Raw genomic sequence first — 15,573 nt, forward strand, 5'->3', positions numbered from 1 at the left:
GCCGCATCGAGGACGGTCCACGCCTTCGCTGGCAGTAGCGTTCCGCCCATGAGACTCGGTGTCCTCGACGTGGGATCGAACACGGTGCATCTGCTGGTGGTGGACGCACACCCGGGCGCGCGCCCCCTGCCCGCGCACTCGCACAAGGTGGAACTGCGCCTTGCCCAACTCCTCGACGAGGCCGGGGCCATCGACCCCGAAGGGGTCGACAAACTCATAGCCGTCGTCCACGAGGCGCTCCAGGCCGCCGAGGACAAGGGAGTCGAGGAGCTGCTCCCGTTCGCCACGTCGGCGGTGCGCGAGGCCAGCAACGCCGACGACGTCCTCGCCCGTGTCAAGGACGAGACCGGCGTGGAGCTCCAGGTCCTCACCGGCTCCGAGGAGGCCCGGCTGACCTTCCTCGCCGTCCGCCGGTGGTTCGGCTGGTCGGCCGGCAAGCTCCTCGTCCTCGACATCGGCGGCGGCTCCCTGGAGATCGCCTACGGCATAGACGAGGAGCCCGACGCCGCAGCCTCGCTGCCGCTCGGCGCCGGCCGCCTCACCGCCGGCTGGCTCCCCGGTGATCCGCCCACCCCCGACGACATCCGGGCCCTGCGCCGCCATGTACGCGCCCAGATAGCCCGTACGGTCGGGGAGTTCAGCCGCTTCGGGGCCCCCGACCACGTCGTCGCCACCTCCAAGACCTTCAAGCAGCTCGCCCGTATCGGCGGCGCCGCCCGCTCCGCCGAGGGGCTCTACGTCCAGCGCGACCTCAAGCGCGGCGCGTTGGAGTCCTGGGTCCCCAAACTCGCCGGCATGACCACCGCCCAGCGAGCGGCCCTGCCCGGCGTGTCCGAGGGGCGCGCCAACCAGCTCCTCGCCGGCGCGCTGGTCGCGGAGGCCGCGATGGATCTGTTCCAGGTGGGGACGTTGGAGATCTGTCCCTGGGCGCTTCGGGAGGGTGTGATTCTGCGGCGGCTGGATCACATGGGGACGGCGTAGGGCCCACGTGGGACGTGTGGTCGGGTGAGTTGTCGGGTGCGGGTGCGTGGGGTTTCTCGCGCGGTTCCCCGCGCCCCTGAGAAGCAGTTCTCCGCAGCCCCTGGGAAGCAGGGGCTGCGCCCCGTGCTGCTCACCCCGCGGCCCCGTGGTCTTCCGGGTTCGCGGGGCCTGGCCATTCACGCGTGCGCGCCCCCCGACGGCGCACGGGCGAGGCCCCACCCCGTAGGCTGTGCCGCGTGGCAGAACCCGTACGGATCCCGGACGCGAAGGTCGCCCTGTCCACGGCCTCCGTGTACCCGGAGTCGACGGCCACGGCCTTCGAGATCGCCGCACGCCTCGGGTACGACGGCGTGGAGGTCATGGTCTGGACCGACCCGGTCAGCCAGGACCTGGAGGCCCTGCGCCGCCTCTCCGACTACCACCAGATCCCCATCCTCGCCGTTCACGCGCCCTGTCTGCTGATCACCCAACGCGTGTGGTCCACCGACCCGTGGGTCAAGCTCCAGCGCGCCCAGGCCGCCGCCGAGAAGCTCGGCGCGAGCACGGTCGTCGTACACCCGCCGTTCCGTTGGCAGCGCCAGTACGCGCGTGACTTCGTCACCGGGATCTGGCGGATGGCGAACGAGACGGACGTCCGGTTCGCCGTCGAGAACATGTACCCCTGGCGCTACCGCGACCGCGAGATGCTCGCCTACGCCCCCGACTGGGACGTGACGAAGGACGACTACCGGCACTTCACGATCGACCTCAGCCACTCCGCGACGTCCCGCACCGACGCCCTGGACATGGTCGACCGCATGGGCGACCGCCTCGGCCATGTGCACATGGCCGACGGCAGGGGGTCGGCCAAGGACGAGCACCTCGTCCCGGGCCGCGGCAGCCAGCCCTGCGCCGAACTGCTGGAACGTCTCGCCCTGAGCGGTTTCGACGGCCACGTCGTGATCGAGGTCAACACCCGCCGCGCCATGTCCGCCGCCGAGCGCGAGGCCGACCTGGCGGAGGCGCTCGCCTTCACCCGGCTGCACCTCGCCTCCGCCGCGCGGGTTCCCCGACGGTGACGCCGGCCACCCCCCGCCGCAGGGGCAGGCCCTCCCGTACGGAATCGGCCGACACGCCCGCCGCCCGCGACCGCATCCTGGCGGCGGCCCGCGAGGAGTTCTCCGAGCGCGGCTACGACAAGGCGTCCGTACGCGGCATCGCCAAGGCCGCCGGGGTGGACTCGGCGCTGGTGCACCACTACTTCGGTACGAAGGAGCAGGTGTTCGAGGCCGCCGTCACCCTCTCCTTCGGCCCGGCCATGCAGGCGCCCCAGGCCGTCGAGGAGGGTCCGCTCGACGGTGTGGGCGAGCGGCTCACCCGGTTCGTCTTCGGCGTCTGGGAGAACCCCGCGACGCGTACGCCCCTGCTCGCGGTCGTCCGTTCCGCCGTGAACAACGAGGCCGCCGCCGCCGTCTTCCGCCGCATCATCGCCACACAGGTGCTCCGCCGTATCGCCGACCGCCTGGAAGTACCGGACGCCGAGCTGAGGGCCGAGCTGGCCGCCGCGCAGCTGGTGGGCATCGCGATGCTGCGGTACGTGATCAAGGTCGAGCCGGTGGCGTCGGCGGACCCGGAGCAGATCATCAAGAGGGTGGCCCCCGTGGTGCAGGCCCACCTCACGGCGCCCTCGTAGCGCCCGGAAACCCGCGAGCGGCCACCACGCGCCGCGGCCGAGAACCGAGACAGTCATCCCGTATTCCGGACAAGCTGTCCGACCCGTGGCGCAACGGGCGTACGCTCGACTCAGTCAGAAGTCTCTGATCGCAGTCTCTGAAGGAGCGAGCGCGATGCCCGAGCTGAGGTCCCGCACAGTCACCCACGGCCGCAACATGGCGGGCGCCCGCGCCCTTATGCGCGCCTCCGGTGTACCGGGCGCGGACATCGGCCGCAAGCCGATCATCGCGGTCGCGAACTCCTTCACCGAGTTCGTGCCGGGCCACACCCACCTCCAGCCGGTGGGCCGGATCGTCAGCGAGGCGATCCGCGAGGCGGGCGGCATCCCGCGCGAGTTCAACACGATCGCCGTGGACGACGGCATCGCGATGGGGCACGGGGGGATGCTGTACTCGCTGCCCTCCCGCGACCTGATCGCGGACTCGGTCGAATACATGGTCGAGGCCCACTGTGCCGACGCCCTGATCTGCATCTCCAACTGCGACAAGATCACCCCGGGCATGCTGAACGCCGCCCTGCGGCTCAACATCCCGACCGTGTTCGTCTCCGGCGGCCCCATGGAGTCCGGCCGGGCGACCCTCGTCGACGGCACGGTCCGCACGCTCGACCTGGTCGACGCGATCTCCGACGCCGTGAACGACAAGATCTCGGACGAGGACATCCTCCGCATCGAGGAGAACGCCTGTCCGACCTGCGGCTCCTGCTCCGGCATGTTCACCGCCAACTCGATGAACTGCCTGACCGAGGCCATCGGCCTCTCCCTCCCGGGCAACGGCTCGGTCCTGGCCACCCACACGGCCCGCAAACAGCTGTACATCGACGCGGCCCACACGGTCATGGACATCACCCGCCGCTACTACGACCAGGACGACGAGACGGTCCTGCCGCGCTCGATCGCGAACTTCGCGGCCTTCGAGAACGCCATGGCCCTCGACATCGCCATGGGCGGCTCCACCAACACGATCCTGCACCTGCTGGCCGCCGCCCAGGAGGCGGGCGTCCCCTTCGGCCTCAACGAGATCGACGCCGTCTCGCGCCGCGTGCCCTGCCTGGCCAAGGTCGCGCCGAACGTCGCCAAGGACCGCACGTACTACATGGAGGACGTGCACCGCGCCGGCGGCATCCCCGCCCTGCTGGGCGAGCTGCACCGCGCGGGCCTGCTCAACGAGGACGTGAACTCCGTCCACAGCCCCTCCCTCGCCGACTGGCTCAAGACCTGGGACGTGCGCGGCGGCTCCCCGTCCCCCAAGGCCGTCGAGCTGTGGCACGCGGCCCCCGGCTGCGTCCGCACCGCCGAGGCGTTCTCCACCTCAGAGCGCTGGGACACCCTGGACGAGGACGCCGAGGGCGGCTGCATCCGCTCCGCCGAGCACGCCTACTCCAAGGACGGCGGCCTGGCGGTGCTGAAGGGCAACCTCGCCGTCGACGGCTGTGTCGTGAAGACGGCCGGCGTCGACGAGTCCATCTGGACCTTCGAGGGCCCGGCGGTCGTCTGCGAGTCGCAGGAGGAGGCCGTCCAGAAGATCCTGCTGAAGGAGATCAAGGAGGGCGACGTCGTCGTCATCCGCTACGAGGGCCCCAAGGGCGGCCCCGGCATGCAGGAGATGCTCTACCCGACCTCGTACCTCAAGGGCCGCGGCCTGGGGAAGTCCTGCGCCCTGATCACCGACGGCCGTTTCTCCGGCGGCACCTCGGGCCTCTCCATCGGCCACGCCTCGCCCGAGGCGGCCGGTGGCGGCACGATCGCCCTCGTCGAGGACGGCGACCGCATCCGCATCGACATCCCGAACCGTTCGATCGAGCTGCTGGTCGACGACGCCGAACTGGCCCGTCGTGAGAAGGCGCTGAACGGCGTCTACGCCCCGAAGAACCGGGAGCGCAAGGTGTCGGCCGCGCTGCGGGCGTACGCCGCGATGGCCACCAGCGCCGACAAGGGCGCGGTGCGGGACGTCAGCAAGCTGGGCTGAGGACCGCCGAGGGGCCGCCGAGGTCCGCTCGCTGGTTGTACGACCGAGGGCCGTTCCCCGCTGGGGGACGGCCCTCGGTCGCGCAGGTGGGGGAGGAGGTGGTCCACGTCCTCAGGTGGGGGAGAAGACGGTCCGCGTCGTACATGAGGTCGGTCGTCGTGCAAAGGGTCGGTCGACTGTCTCACCAGCTCGCCGGATCGTTCCCGTCCAGCCCGAGCACGGTTCCGTCGGGTGCGCCCGCGCAGACGCGGCCTTCGATGACCACCGGTTCGGGCCGCGCACTGGTGATCCGGTCCGAGTCGCCGAGCCGGGACGCGGTCTCCCCGCTGAGCCGGCCCTTCCGTGCGTCCACCGCGAGCAGGCGCCCGTCGGACGAGGTGAAGTACACGTACCGTTCGCCGACGACCGGCGTCGAACCCCGGGCGACTCCCGTCTCGGTCCGCCACAACTGCTTGCGCGCCTTCATGTCGACGGCCACGAGCGCGCCGCTCGCGCCGCTCAGCAGATACACGACGTCACCCCGCACCACCGCATGGGCCTGTTCGAGCCGTACGGGCAGCTCGACCCGGACGGTCTTCCCGGTGCCGGTGTCGTACCGGAGCACGGCGACCGTGTCGGGGTACGCGCCACCGATCGAGGCGAAGAAGAGCGAGCCGTTCCGGGCCCCCACCGGTTCCAGCTGACCGTCCAGCCGGGTGTCCCACCGCACGTCACCCGTCTCCGGGTCCACCGCGGTGACCCGCGTCCGGGCCCCCGCCCCCTCACCGGTGACGCTCGCCACGTAGGCCGACCGGTCACCGTCGAACGCCGTGAAGTACGCCTCCGGCTGCCCCGGGATCCGGCGGCTCCACGCGGTGTCGCCGGTGGCGCTGTCCACCCCGGTGACCGTCCCGTCGGCGGCCGTCAGCAGCAGCGTTCCGCCCGCGTATCGCTGGGCGCCGTACGAGGAGACGTCCCGCTCCCACCGCACCCTGCCGGTGTCCGGATCGAGTGCCTGCACCCGTCGGCTCTGGCCCGTGAGCACGTGCACGAGCCCGCCCGACTCGACGGGCGGGGCACCCGCGCCCAGCGCACCCGCGTCGTCGACGGTGTGCCGCCACAGCACGCTGCCGTCCGCCGGGTCCAGCGCGGAGACCAGCCCCCGCTGCGAGCACAGCAGCTTCCCGGCCCCGTACGAGCACTGCGGCGCGCTTCCGTTCTTCGCCGCGGGCTTGGTGGCCCAGGCTTCGAGTGCGGGCGCGGCGGCCGCGGCGCGACTGGCCCGCGGCGTGGCCGTGGCCCCGTCCGCCCGCCCACCGTCGCCGCCCCACACCCGCGCCGAGACGAACCCCCCGCCCGCGACGAGCACCAGTGAGGCGGCGACCAGAACGGCCCGCCTGCGCAACCGCCCCCGGGCCCGACCGGCCCCGCTTCCCCGCCCGCCGTCGGAGGACTCTCCGGACCCGCCGCGACCACCGCCCACACCCGTGCCGGTGTCTGTACCGGCGCGCCTGTCCGTGCTGGTGCCGGTGGTGCTGGTGGTGTCGGTGGTGCCTGTGCCGGTGTCGGAGGCCGGGCCCGCTCCCGTGTCCTCCACCGCCCCGGCGTTCTCGCCCTTGCCTCGCCCTGTGTTCGTGTCGCCGTACGCGTCGCCGTCTCGGCCGGCGGTCCGGCCAGGACCTGGGACGCCTGTCCAGCCCGCCCCTTGTCTCTCTTTCTCCCGCTCCCTTTCCCGATCCCTCTCCCGCTGGCTCGGTATGAAGGTCTGTGTGTCGTACGAGGCGGCCACGGACCGGAGTTCGCGCATCAACTCGTCCGCCGTGGGCCGGTCCTCGGGCTCCTTCGCGAGGCAGGCGCGGACGAGGGGCGCGAGGTTCCCGGGTACGCCGGTGAGGTCCGGCTCGTCGTGGACGACCTGATAGGCGACGACGTAGGGGCTGTCGGAGTCGAAGGGCCCGCGCCCCGTGGCCGCGTGCACGGTCACCGAACCGAGGGCGAAGATGTCGGCGGCGGGCCCGACCTCCCTGGGGCGCCGGAACTGCTCGGGGGCCATGAACGGCGGTGTGCCGATCAACTTCCCTGTCTCCGTGCGCAGTTCACTGTCCTTCGGCCGGGAGATGCCGAAGTCGATGACCTTGGGGCCGTCCTCGGCGAGCAGGACGTTGCTGGGCTTGAGATCCCGGTGCACCACGCCCGCGCGATGGATGTCGCGCAGGGCCTCCGCGAGCCCGGCCATCAGCCGCCGCAACTGTCCAGGCGGCATGGGCCCGTTCCGTTTGACGTGCTCGGCGAGCGTCGGGCCGGGAATGAAGAGGGTGGCCATCCAGGGCCGGGGACTGTCGGTGTCGGCGTCGACGACAGGCGCGGTGAAGGCACCGCTGACCCGGCGGGCGGCGGCCACCTCCTGCCGGAAACGCCCTCTGAACTCGGGGTCCTTGGCGAACTCGGCATGCACCACCTTCACCGCGAGCCGCAGTCCCGAGGTCGAGCTGGCCAGATGGACGACCCCCATACCGCCGGACCCCAGACACGACTCCAGGCGGTACTGACCGGAGTACTCAGGAAGTTCCGCTTCCGCTCCCGACCCGGTGCCCCGCTGCGGTGCCATGGGTCCACCCCCGTGCTGTTTCGGCCGCCCCCGCGACGCTCGGAGCCTAGTCGATGACATCTACGGGACAGAGGCGGCTTGCTAGCCTGCGCATGCGAAAAACGCACAGGTGTGTGTGTCCTGATTCAGGGGTATCAAAGGGTCCCCATGGCTTGCATGGGGATCAAACGGGGTTCGAACGGGTTTCAAACGGGGGGAGTTCAGCCATGTCGGTCGAGCATGTCGAAGAGGTCACCGGCGACGGCGAGGGGGAGCAGGCCGCCATGGTGACGGTCGGCGCGGTCACGGCAGCCGTCCGGTACTACTCGGTCGCGCCGGGCGTCCGCGTCAACGTCCGCAGCGGCCCGAGCACCAGCTACGGCATCGTCCGAGTCCTCTCCGAGGGCGCCAGGGTGCCGATCTACTGCCAGACGCCGGGCCAGACCATCACCGGCCCGTACGGCACCACCAACGTCTGGGACAACATCGACGACGGCCAGTACATCTCGGACGCCTACGTCTACACCGGCAGCGACGGCTACGTGGCCGGCCGCTGCGGCTGACCCGGCGCCGGGCGTCCGGCGCGCACGCCGCACGGAACTCGCCGCGGTACCACCACATTCGGTACCGCGGCGTCCTGTGCCCGGGGTCCGGTGCCCGAGGCCCCGCCCAGTCCTCTCCGCCCCGGGGCGATAATCGACGTGTGAGCGATGAACCGAAGAACATCCGGGCGGAGCGGCGGGAGCGGCGGGAGCAGCAACAGGAGTCCACAGCGCCCCAGGGGCGCCAGGCGCCTTCGCCCGCCGGGGTGACCCCGGCGGGCCCCCGTCCCGAACCCATCCGTTTCTTCGGGACGACCTGGCTGAATCACGACGGCAACTATCCGGCCCGCCGCGCGGGCGTCACCGCGGGCTCGCTCGCCGCCGTGGTCGCCTCCGGTCTGGTGCTGCGCCTGGCCTACGAGGGCCTGCAGCTGGCGGCGGTCGGCGGCTTCGTCAGCATCCTGATCGTCATCATGTTCGCCACCTGCAGCGCCCTGGCCTTCGGCCACACCTGGGGCTCCTACACCGCACGCCCCGACCCGGCCCGCCAGTCCTCCCTGCGCGGCCTGCTCACCATCGGCTTCCTCGGCTCCCTGGCCGCCTACTTCCTCCGCTCCCTGAAGGAGGCCCCGGGCGAGTCCCTCCACCGCGAGGAATACACCACGGCTCGCGAGCAGTACGACCGCCGCACAGCCAAGCGCACCGGCAACCCGTCGAAGCGCGGCCGCCCCTGACGCAGCCCGGTGAGTGGCGCGGGGAACTGGGCGAGGGCCCTCACCCATCGACGACGAACCCTCCCCAACGCCCCTCACCCCGAGTGAGGATGCCCCCATGACGACCTCCCGCCCTCACCCTCACGCCCACTCCTTCCACACCGCCCGAGCCCACTCCTTCAACAACGCCGCAGCCCAGTACGCCGCAAACCGCCCTTCCTACCCGCCCACGCTCTTCGACACCATCGAAGCCCTGTCCCCCCACCCCCTCCACGGCTCCCGCACCGTCGACGTAGGCGCCGGGACCGGCATCTCCACCACCCTGCTCCACACGCGAGGCGCCCACGTACTCGCCGTCGAACCCGGCGCGGGCATGGCCGCCCAGTTCCGCCGCACGCACCCCCACCTCCCCCTCGTCCGAGGCGACGGCAACGCCCTCCCCATCGCCACGGCCTCCACCGACTTCCTGACCTACGCCCAGTCCTGGCACTGGACCGACCCCTCGCGCTCGGTCCCGGAAGCCCTCCGAGTGCTCCGCCCCGGCGGCGTACTCGCCCTCTGGTGGAACACCGACGCCGTCGACATCCCCTGGATCGCCGACGCCACCACCCGTATCCACCGCTTCCTCGGCGTGGACCACGACACCCCGATCGAGAAAAGCGGTTCCGGCGCACCCGCCGCCCTCGCCGACACCGCGGGACACCTCGACTTCACGCGCCGCCCCATTCGCTGGAGCCGCACGGTCTCCCTCGACACCCATCTGGCCAACATCGCCAGCCACTCGGGGTTCCTGGTCCTGGGCGAAGACGCCACCGCCGAGTTCCTCACCGAGGAACGAGCCCATCTCCGCAGGCTCTTCCCCACCGAAACCATCGAGGAGACCTACGACGTGGACCTGCTCGTGGCCATCCGCCCCTGAACCAGCCCCGCTCGAATCAGCTCCTGCTCCTCTCTTGAATCAGCCCGTTCCGAAGGGCATCCCCGGCCGTCCCAGCCCCTCCTGAAGCCCGCCGCGGCCGTCTCACCGCACCACCCCCACATCTCCTTCCCCTCCCTCTCGCACTCCGCGATCCACGGCCAATCCCGCCCCCCATGCATCCAAAGCCGCCGCACACGCGTGGTCCACATGCCACAATCCGCTCAACTCCAGCCGCACCCCACGCTCCCGAGGCACCCCTTCCAACGCGTCCAGCAACTTCGGCAGCCGCAGGAACGTCGCGTTCCCGACCACCCGCACCACCACCTCCGTGTCCCCCCGGTCCTCGATCTCCACATGTACCTGGCTGATGTCCCACGCGGTCTTGGCCACCGCCAACGCGAGCCCCACCAGCACTCCCTCGAAGAGGTTCCAGGCCACGATCGCCAAGGCGGTCACCCCCAGCACCACCACCTCCCCGCGATCCCGCGACCGCCACAGCACCCCCAACTCCCGTACGGGAACGAGCCGACACCCCGCATACACCAACAGCCCGGCCAGTGCCGCCACGGGGATCCCACCGAGCACCCCGGGCAGCAGAGCGGCGAAGACCAGCAGCCACACCCCGTGCAGCACCCGTGAGGCCTTGGTCCGCGCTCCCGCCCGCACGTTCGCCGCACTCCGTACGATCACCGCCGTCATGGGCAGTGCCCCGAGCGCCCCGCACAGCACGTTCCCCGCGCCCTGGGCGACCAACTCCCGGTCGTAGTCGGTTCTCGGGCCGTCGTGCGACTGATCCACGGCCGCCGCGCTGAACAACGACTCGGCGGAGGCGATCAGCGCGAGGGCGAGGACGGTCCCGACGACCCCGGCCTCCGTGAGCAACCCCAGGTCATCGACCGTCGGCGCCCGCACGGCCTCCAGCAACCCCCGCACCTCGACCCGTCGCACCCCCAGGTCGAACACCCCGGTCACCAGGGCCGCACCCCCGACGGCCACCAACGGCGCCGGCACGAAACGGGCCCCGCGCCGCCACCTAGGCCACACCACCAGGACGCCGACCGTGGCGCCCCCGAGGGCGAGCGCCACCGGGTCCACGGCACCGGGCAACGACCCCAACCCCGCGAACTTCTCGATCCCCCCACCCCCGGGTGCTGCCGCATCACCCATCGCGTACACCTGCCCCGCCACCAGCACCAGCCCGATCCCGGCGAGCATCCCCTGCACCACGGCCGCGGACACGGCCCGGAACCACCGCCCCCACCGCAACACCCCCAACCCGATCTGCACCACCCCCGCCCCGAGCACCAGCACACCGAGCGCCGACAGCCCGTACGCCCGCACCGCCTCGTACACCAATACGGTCAGCCCGGCCGCCGGCCCACTCACCTGCAGACTGCTCCCCGGCAGCACACCGACGACCAGTCCTCCGACGATCCCCGTGACCAGCCCCAACTCCGCAGGCACCCCCGAAGCCACCGCGACGCCCACACACAGCGGCAGCGCCACGAGAAACACGACGACCGAGGCGGCCAACTCCCCTCGCCACGGCACAGCCCCCGCGCCGCGAAGCCAAGGCCGGAGCCGTAACCGTGCCTGAAACGGCCCCAAGGCATTACGCACGAGCACACACCTCCGGTGGCCGACGTTCGATCAGGAGTGCCCGACAGGAGATACGCGGTCCCTAGCCGGGGGAGAGAACCCGAGGGCGATCACCAGGACGCACGACGGGAGACCGCCGCACGGATCACCCGGGCGGACACGGCGTGGCCAAGAACCCTCCGGACGGCCACGCTCCGCAATCAATTGTCACCCAAAGCGAGCATCCTCCGCACCCCCTCCCCGTGATCACCGCTTCGCAGCGGAAGCGCACACCCCCGGAATCCCGCCCTCCGATCACCCCGCCGAGCGCCCGCGCCCCTCCTCGCTCCCGCCGCGCCGCCTCCCTGCCACGCGCGCCCCGCGCTCGGCGCGCTTCCTGCGACGCCGTTCCTTGACGGCGCACCCGCCCCTGCGCAATATTCATCATGTGATGAATTACTCTCCGAAGGAGACGCCACCCCAGCCCCCCGCCCCCGTCGGCGCCCCTCCACGCCCCGCCATCCAGGCCCAGGGCCTCACCGTCGCCCGAGGCCCCCGCACAGTCCTCCGCAACCTCGACTTCGCCGTCCCCCCGGGCCAGATCACCGGCCTGCTCGGCCCTTCCGGCTGCGGCAAATCGACCCTGATGCGAGCGATCGTCGGAACCCAGGCCAAGGTCACCGGCACCCTCGACGTCCTCGGCCACCCCGCAGGCGACGCCATCCTCCGCTCCCGCATCGGCTACGTCACCCAGGCCCCCTCGGTCTACGACGACCTGACCGTCCGCCAGAACCTCGCCTACTTCGCCGCGATCCTCGACCCCGGCCGCGCCGCCGCCGACCGCCGCGACGAGAACGTCACCCGGGCCATCACCGACGTGGCCCTCACCACCCACGCCGACGCCCTCGCCGGCAACCTCTCCGGCGGCCAGCGCAGCCGCGTCTCCCTGGCAGTTGCTCTCCTCGGCACGCCCGAACTCCTGGTCCTCGACGAGCCCACCGTCGGCCTGGACCCCGTCCTGCGCCGCGAACTCTGGAACCTCTTCGACACCATCGCCACCGAGCGCCGGGCCACCCTCCTGATCTCCTCCCACGTCATGGACGAGGCCGAGCGCTGCCACCGCCTCCTCCTCATGCGCGAGGGCGAGATCCTCGCCGACGACACACCCGAGGCCCTCCGCACCCGCACCCGCACGGAAACCGTCGAAGCCGCCTTCCTCCACCTCGTCGACGAGGCCACCGCGACCACGACCGAACCCACGACCACGGCCGCGACCGGCACACACCAGAAGGAGCAGGCGCGATGAGGACGACACCGAACGACTCCGCCACACCCACGGCCCCGCGTCCCAGGACCCTCAGCTACTCCCGCACGACCGCCACCGCGGCCCGAGTCCTCCGCCAGCTAGGCCATGACACCCGCACGATCGCCCTACTGATGCTCATCCCGTGCGTGATGCTCTTCCTGCTCCGCTACGTCTTCGACGGCAACCCACGCGTCTTCGACTCCATCGGCGCCTCGCTCCTCGGCATCTTCCCGCTGATCACGATGTTCCTGGTGACCTCGATCGCGACCCTGCGCGAACGCACCTCCGGGACCCTGGAACGCCTCCTCTCCATGCCCCTCCGCAAGGGAGACCTCATCGCCGGCTACGCCCTGGCCTTCGGCACCCTGGCGATCATCCAGTCCGCCCTCGCCACCGGTCTGGCCGTCTGGTTCCTCGACCTGGACGTCATCGGCTCACCCTGGCTGCTCCTGATCGTCGCCCTCCTCGACGCGCTTCTGGGCACCGCCCTCGGCCTCTTCGTCTCGGCCTTCGCCTCCTCCGAGTACCAGGCCGTCCAGTTCATGCCGGCCGTGATCTTCCCCCAGCTCCTCCTCTGCGGCCTGTTCACCCCGCGCCCCGAGATGCATCCCGCCCTGGAAGCCCTCTCCAACGTCCTCCCCATGTCGTACGCCGTCGACGGCATGAACGAAGTCCTGCTGCACCACGACATGACCGCCACCTTCGTCCGCGACATCACGATCGTCGCCGGCTGCGCCCTGCTGGTCCTGACCCTGGGTGCCGCCACCCTGAGGCGCCGGACGACATAGCGCCCACCCAGCACCCCCCGACGTGGCCTGCCCCGTATGCGGCACCGACGTCCCGCCCACCGGACACCGCAGCCGAAGCCCCCTCCCCGGTGCGAGGATGGCCCCAGGACGACGCACCTCCGGAGGGCACCCGCACCATGAGCCAGAAAGTCGCAGTCCTCGGCACCGGCAAGATCGGCGAGGCCCTGCTCAGCGGCATGATCCGAGCCGGCTGGGCACCCGCAGACCTCCTGGTCACCGCCCGCCGCCCCGAGCGCGCCGAGGAACTCCGCACCCGCTACGGCGTCACCCCGGTCACCAACGCCGAGGCGGCGAAGACCGCGGACACGCTCATCCTCACGGTCAAGCCCCAGGACATGGCCACCCTCCTCGACGAACTGGCCCCGCACACCCCCGCCGACCGCCTGGTCGTCAGCGGCGCGGCGGGCATCCCCACCTCCTTCTTCGAGGAGCGCCTGGCCGCAGGCACCCCTGTCGTCCGTGTCATGACGAACACCCCTGCCCTCGTCGACGAGGCCATGTCCGTGATCTCCGCAGGCAGCCACGCGAGCGAGGCCGATCTCGCGCACGCCGAGGAGATCTTCGGCGCCGTCGGCAAGACGCTCCGCGTCCCCGAGTCCCAGCAGGACGCCTGTACCGCTCTCTCCGGCTCCGGCCCGGCGTACTTCTTCTACCTGGTCGAAGCCATGACCGACGCGGGCATCCTCCTGGGCCTGCCCCGCGACAAGGCCCACGACCTGATCGTCCAGTCCGCCATCGGCGCGGCCACGATGCTCCGAGACAGCGGCGAACACCCCGTCAAGCTCCGCGAGAACGTCACCTCTCCCGCGGGCACGACGATCAGCGCCATCCGCGAACTCGAGAACCACGGAGTACGCGCCGCACTGATCGCCGCGCTGGAGGCCGCCCGCGACCGCAGCCGCGCACTGGCCTCCGGCAACAACAGCTGACGCCGCCCCGCGGTCAACCGGCCAGAAGACCGATCGCCCGATACGCCTGATCCACCCTCGGTCGAGCCATCTCTCTGGCCTTCGCCGCACCCATCCGCAGCACCCCCTCCACATACGCAGGATCCGCGCACAACTCCTTGTGCCTCTCCTGTACGGGCCTGAGGAGCTCGACCACGGCCTCTGCGGTGTCCTTCTTCAGTGCTCCGTACGATTCATATACACCGCTCAGGTCCTCGGGGTTCCCACCCTCACAGGCCGCGAGGATCTCCAGCAGATTCGCGAGCCCCGGCCGCTCCTCCCGGTCGTACACGACGTCCCGCCCGCTGTCGGTCACGGCCCGCATGACCTTCTTGCGCACCACATCCGGTTCGTCCAGCAGATAGACGATCCCCGGCCCGACGTCGTCCGTCTTCCCCATCTTCGACGTCGGATCCTGCAGATTCATCACGCGCGCACCGACCTTCGGCGGTGTGGCCCGAGGCACGACGAACGTCTGCCCGTACCGCTGGTTGAACCGCACGGCCAGATCCCGCGTCAGCTCGACATGCTGTGTCTGGTCGTCCCCGACCGGCACTTCGTCCGTCCCGTACGCCAGGATGTCCGCCGCCATCAGTACCGGATACGTCAGCAGTGACAGCCGGACACTCCCGCCCCGCTCCCGCTCCCGCGCCGCCTTCTCCTTGTACTGGATCATCCGCCGCATCTCGCCGTCCGTGGCCACGCACTCCAGCAGATACGAGAGCCGCGCGTGCTCATCCACATGACTCTGTACGAAGACGGTGCACAGCTCGGGATCGAGCCCCGACGCCAGCAGCAGCGTCGCCGCCTGCCGACTGAGTCTGCGCACCCGGGCCGGATCGTGGTCCACGGTCAGCGCGTGCAGGTCAACGACGCAGAACAGCGCGTCCGTCCGGTGCTGGTCGACCTCGGCCCACCGCCGCACGGCTCCCAGGTAGTTCCCCAGCGTCAGATGCCCCGTCGGCTTGACCCCGCTGAAGACCCGTGTCATCTCTCCACCTCCTGATCAGGGCCGCCGCCACCGGGTGGCCGACCCTCAGGAGGGAGAAACGAGAACGGCCGCCAGGGCGGCGGCCGTTGAGTACATACGTGAGTACGGCCGCCGTCAGGCGGCCCACCACTGCTGGCGACACGTACGCGTAGTCATGGGAGCAAGGCTACGCCTGCGAGTGGCCGGCCGACAGCGAGTTGACACACCCCGAGCCGGTACGTAGTGTTCTCCGGGTTGTCCGACGTGAGCGCCGACCTCGGTCGGTCCCCGGACAGCCACTTCGCAGGTAACCACCAACAAGCGATGATCCGTCATCGTGCCCTTGGTATGCGTATTTGCGAAAAGAGGAATCCGCGTTCGAAAGGGCGCAGCCCCCGATTAGCTCGGGAGCCGGGAATCCGCTAAAGTCTCACTCGTCGGAACGGCCCAACAGCCGCGAAGACAACACCCGCTGACTGGGAATCAGGCCCGAAAGGATCTGATAGAGTCGGAACCGCCGGAAAGGGAAACGCGGAAGCGGAAACCTGGAAAGCACCGAGGA

Annotated in this window: 13 protein-coding genes; 10 read left to right on the top strand and 3 right to left on the bottom strand. The window is 70.9% G+C overall.

All coding sequences use genetic code 11. The features are described from left to right. Window positions 1–48 precede the first annotated feature (48 nt). From RM704_RS16300 to ilvD, 4 genes are all read left to right on the top strand, one after another. Window positions 49–981, top strand: coding sequence for a Ppx/GppA family phosphatase (locus RM704_RS16300; protein WP_033524741.1), 933 nt, complete (start codon window positions 49–51; stop codon window positions 979–981). A 236-nt stretch (window positions 982–1,217) separates the two neighbouring features. Next, window positions 1,218–2,039 carry a sugar phosphate isomerase/epimerase family protein gene (locus tag RM704_RS16305; RefSeq protein ID WP_033524742.1) on the top strand — a complete coding sequence of 274 codons (822 nt, stop codon included), beginning with the start codon at window positions 1,218–1,220 and terminating at the stop codon, window positions 2,037–2,039. Continuing rightward, complete coding sequence (locus tag RM704_RS16310) at window positions 2,036–2,653, top strand: TetR/AcrR family transcriptional regulator (RefSeq protein ID WP_033524743.1); 618 nt, start codon at window positions 2,036–2,038, stop codon at window positions 2,651–2,653. The genes RM704_RS16305 and RM704_RS16310 overlap by 4 nt, the downstream gene beginning before the upstream one ends. A gap of 154 nt (window positions 2,654–2,807) precedes the next feature. Continuing rightward, on the top strand, window positions 2,808–4,661 hold the full coding sequence (ilvD, locus tag RM704_RS16315) for a dihydroxy-acid dehydratase (protein ID WP_033524744.1): 1,854 nt from the start codon (window positions 2,808–2,810) through the stop codon (window positions 4,659–4,661). A gap of 181 nt (window positions 4,662–4,842) precedes the next feature. On the opposite strand, the gene RM704_RS16320 is transcribed toward ilvD, so the two are convergent. After that, on the bottom strand, window positions 4,843–7,248 hold the full coding sequence (locus RM704_RS16320; protein WP_033524745.1) for a serine/threonine-protein kinase: 2,406 nt from the start codon (window positions 7,246–7,248) through the stop codon (window positions 4,843–4,845). Between the two features lie 206 nt (window positions 7,249–7,454). On the opposite strand from RM704_RS16320, the gene RM704_RS16325 reads away from it, so the two are divergent. From RM704_RS16325 to RM704_RS16335, 3 genes are all read left to right on the top strand, one after another. Further along, a complete protein-coding gene (locus RM704_RS16325; RefSeq protein WP_033524746.1) occupies window positions 7,455–7,790 on the top strand; it encodes an SH3 domain-containing protein in 336 nt (111 codons plus the stop codon). A 140-nt stretch (window positions 7,791–7,930) separates the two neighbouring features. Beyond that, window positions 7,931–8,503, top strand: a complete 573-nt coding sequence (locus RM704_RS16330; RefSeq protein WP_033524747.1) for a hypothetical protein — start codon at window positions 7,931–7,933, stop codon at window positions 8,501–8,503. A gap of 97 nt (window positions 8,504–8,600) precedes the next feature. Beyond that, window positions 8,601–9,401 (top strand): class I SAM-dependent methyltransferase, encoded by an 801-nt coding sequence (locus RM704_RS16335; protein ID WP_033524748.1) that lies wholly within the window; start codon window positions 8,601–8,603, stop codon window positions 9,399–9,401. Window positions 9,402–9,503: 102 nt separating this feature from the next. On the opposite strand, the gene RM704_RS16340 is transcribed toward RM704_RS16335, so the two are convergent. Further along, window positions 9,504–10,934 (bottom strand): SulP family inorganic anion transporter, encoded by a 1,431-nt coding sequence (locus tag RM704_RS16340; RefSeq protein ID WP_311590714.1) that lies wholly within the window; start codon window positions 10,932–10,934, stop codon window positions 9,504–9,506. A gap of 496 nt (window positions 10,935–11,430) precedes the next feature. On the opposite strand from RM704_RS16340, the gene RM704_RS16345 reads away from it, so the two are divergent. The 3 genes from RM704_RS16345 (at window position 11,431) to proC (ending at window position 14,023) form a co-directional block, all read left to right on the top strand. Next, window positions 11,431–12,285 carry an ABC transporter ATP-binding protein gene (locus RM704_RS16345; RefSeq protein ID WP_438828921.1) on the top strand — a complete coding sequence of 285 codons (855 nt, stop codon included), beginning with the start codon at window positions 11,431–11,433 and terminating at the stop codon, window positions 12,283–12,285. Beyond that, on the top strand, window positions 12,282–13,073 hold the full coding sequence (locus RM704_RS16350) for an ABC transporter permease (protein ID WP_033524751.1): 792 nt from the start codon (window positions 12,282–12,284) through the stop codon (window positions 13,071–13,073). The genes RM704_RS16345 and RM704_RS16350 overlap by 4 nt, the downstream gene beginning before the upstream one ends. Before the next feature lie 137 nt (window positions 13,074–13,210). Continuing rightward, window positions 13,211–14,023, top strand: a complete 813-nt coding sequence (gene proC / locus RM704_RS16355; RefSeq protein ID WP_033524752.1) for a pyrroline-5-carboxylate reductase — start codon at window positions 13,211–13,213, stop codon at window positions 14,021–14,023. Between the two features lie 13 nt (window positions 14,024–14,036). Here the strand turns inward: proC and trpS are convergent, their stop codons facing one another. Continuing rightward, window positions 14,037–15,032 carry a tryptophan--tRNA ligase gene (gene trpS, locus RM704_RS16360; RefSeq protein WP_033524753.1) on the bottom strand — a complete coding sequence of 332 codons (996 nt, stop codon included), beginning with the start codon at window positions 15,030–15,032 and terminating at the stop codon, window positions 14,037–14,039. Between the last annotated feature and the right edge of the window lie 541 nt (window positions 15,033–15,573).

It is taken from the genome of Streptomyces gottesmaniae, assembly GCF_031845845.1.
Taxonomy (GTDB): domain Bacteria; phylum Actinomycetota; class Actinomycetes; order Streptomycetales; family Streptomycetaceae; genus Streptomyces; species Streptomyces akebiae.

What these genes read in the sequence shown, in the direction of transcription:
- RM704_RS16300 (WP_033524741.1), top strand. Translation starts at nt 49, where the DNA reads ATGAGACTCGGTGTCCTCGACGTGGGATCGAACACGGTGCATCTGCTG.
- ilvD (WP_033524744.1), top strand. Translation starts at nt 2,808, where the DNA reads ATGCCCGAGCTGAGGTCCCGCACAGTCACCCACGGCCGCAACATGGCG.
- RM704_RS16320 (WP_033524745.1), bottom strand. Translation starts at nt 7,248, where the DNA reads ATGGCACCGCAGCGGGGCACCGGGTCGGGAGCGGAAGCGGAACTTCCT.
- RM704_RS16325 (WP_033524746.1), top strand. Translation starts at nt 7,455, where the DNA reads ATGTCGGTCGAGCATGTCGAAGAGGTCACCGGCGACGGCGAGGGGGAG.
- RM704_RS16335 (WP_033524748.1), top strand. Translation starts at nt 8,601, where the DNA reads ATGACGACCTCCCGCCCTCACCCTCACGCCCACTCCTTCCACACCGCC.
- RM704_RS16345 (WP_438828921.1), top strand. Translation starts at nt 11,431, where the DNA reads ATGAATTACTCTCCGAAGGAGACGCCACCCCAGCCCCCCGCCCCCGTC.
- RM704_RS16350 (WP_033524751.1), top strand. Translation starts at nt 12,282, where the DNA reads ATGAGGACGACACCGAACGACTCCGCCACACCCACGGCCCCGCGTCCC.
- proC (WP_033524752.1), top strand. Translation starts at nt 13,211, where the DNA reads ATGAGCCAGAAAGTCGCAGTCCTCGGCACCGGCAAGATCGGCGAGGCC.
- trpS (WP_033524753.1), bottom strand. Translation starts at nt 15,032, where the DNA reads ATGACACGGGTCTTCAGCGGGGTCAAGCCGACGGGGCATCTGACGCTG.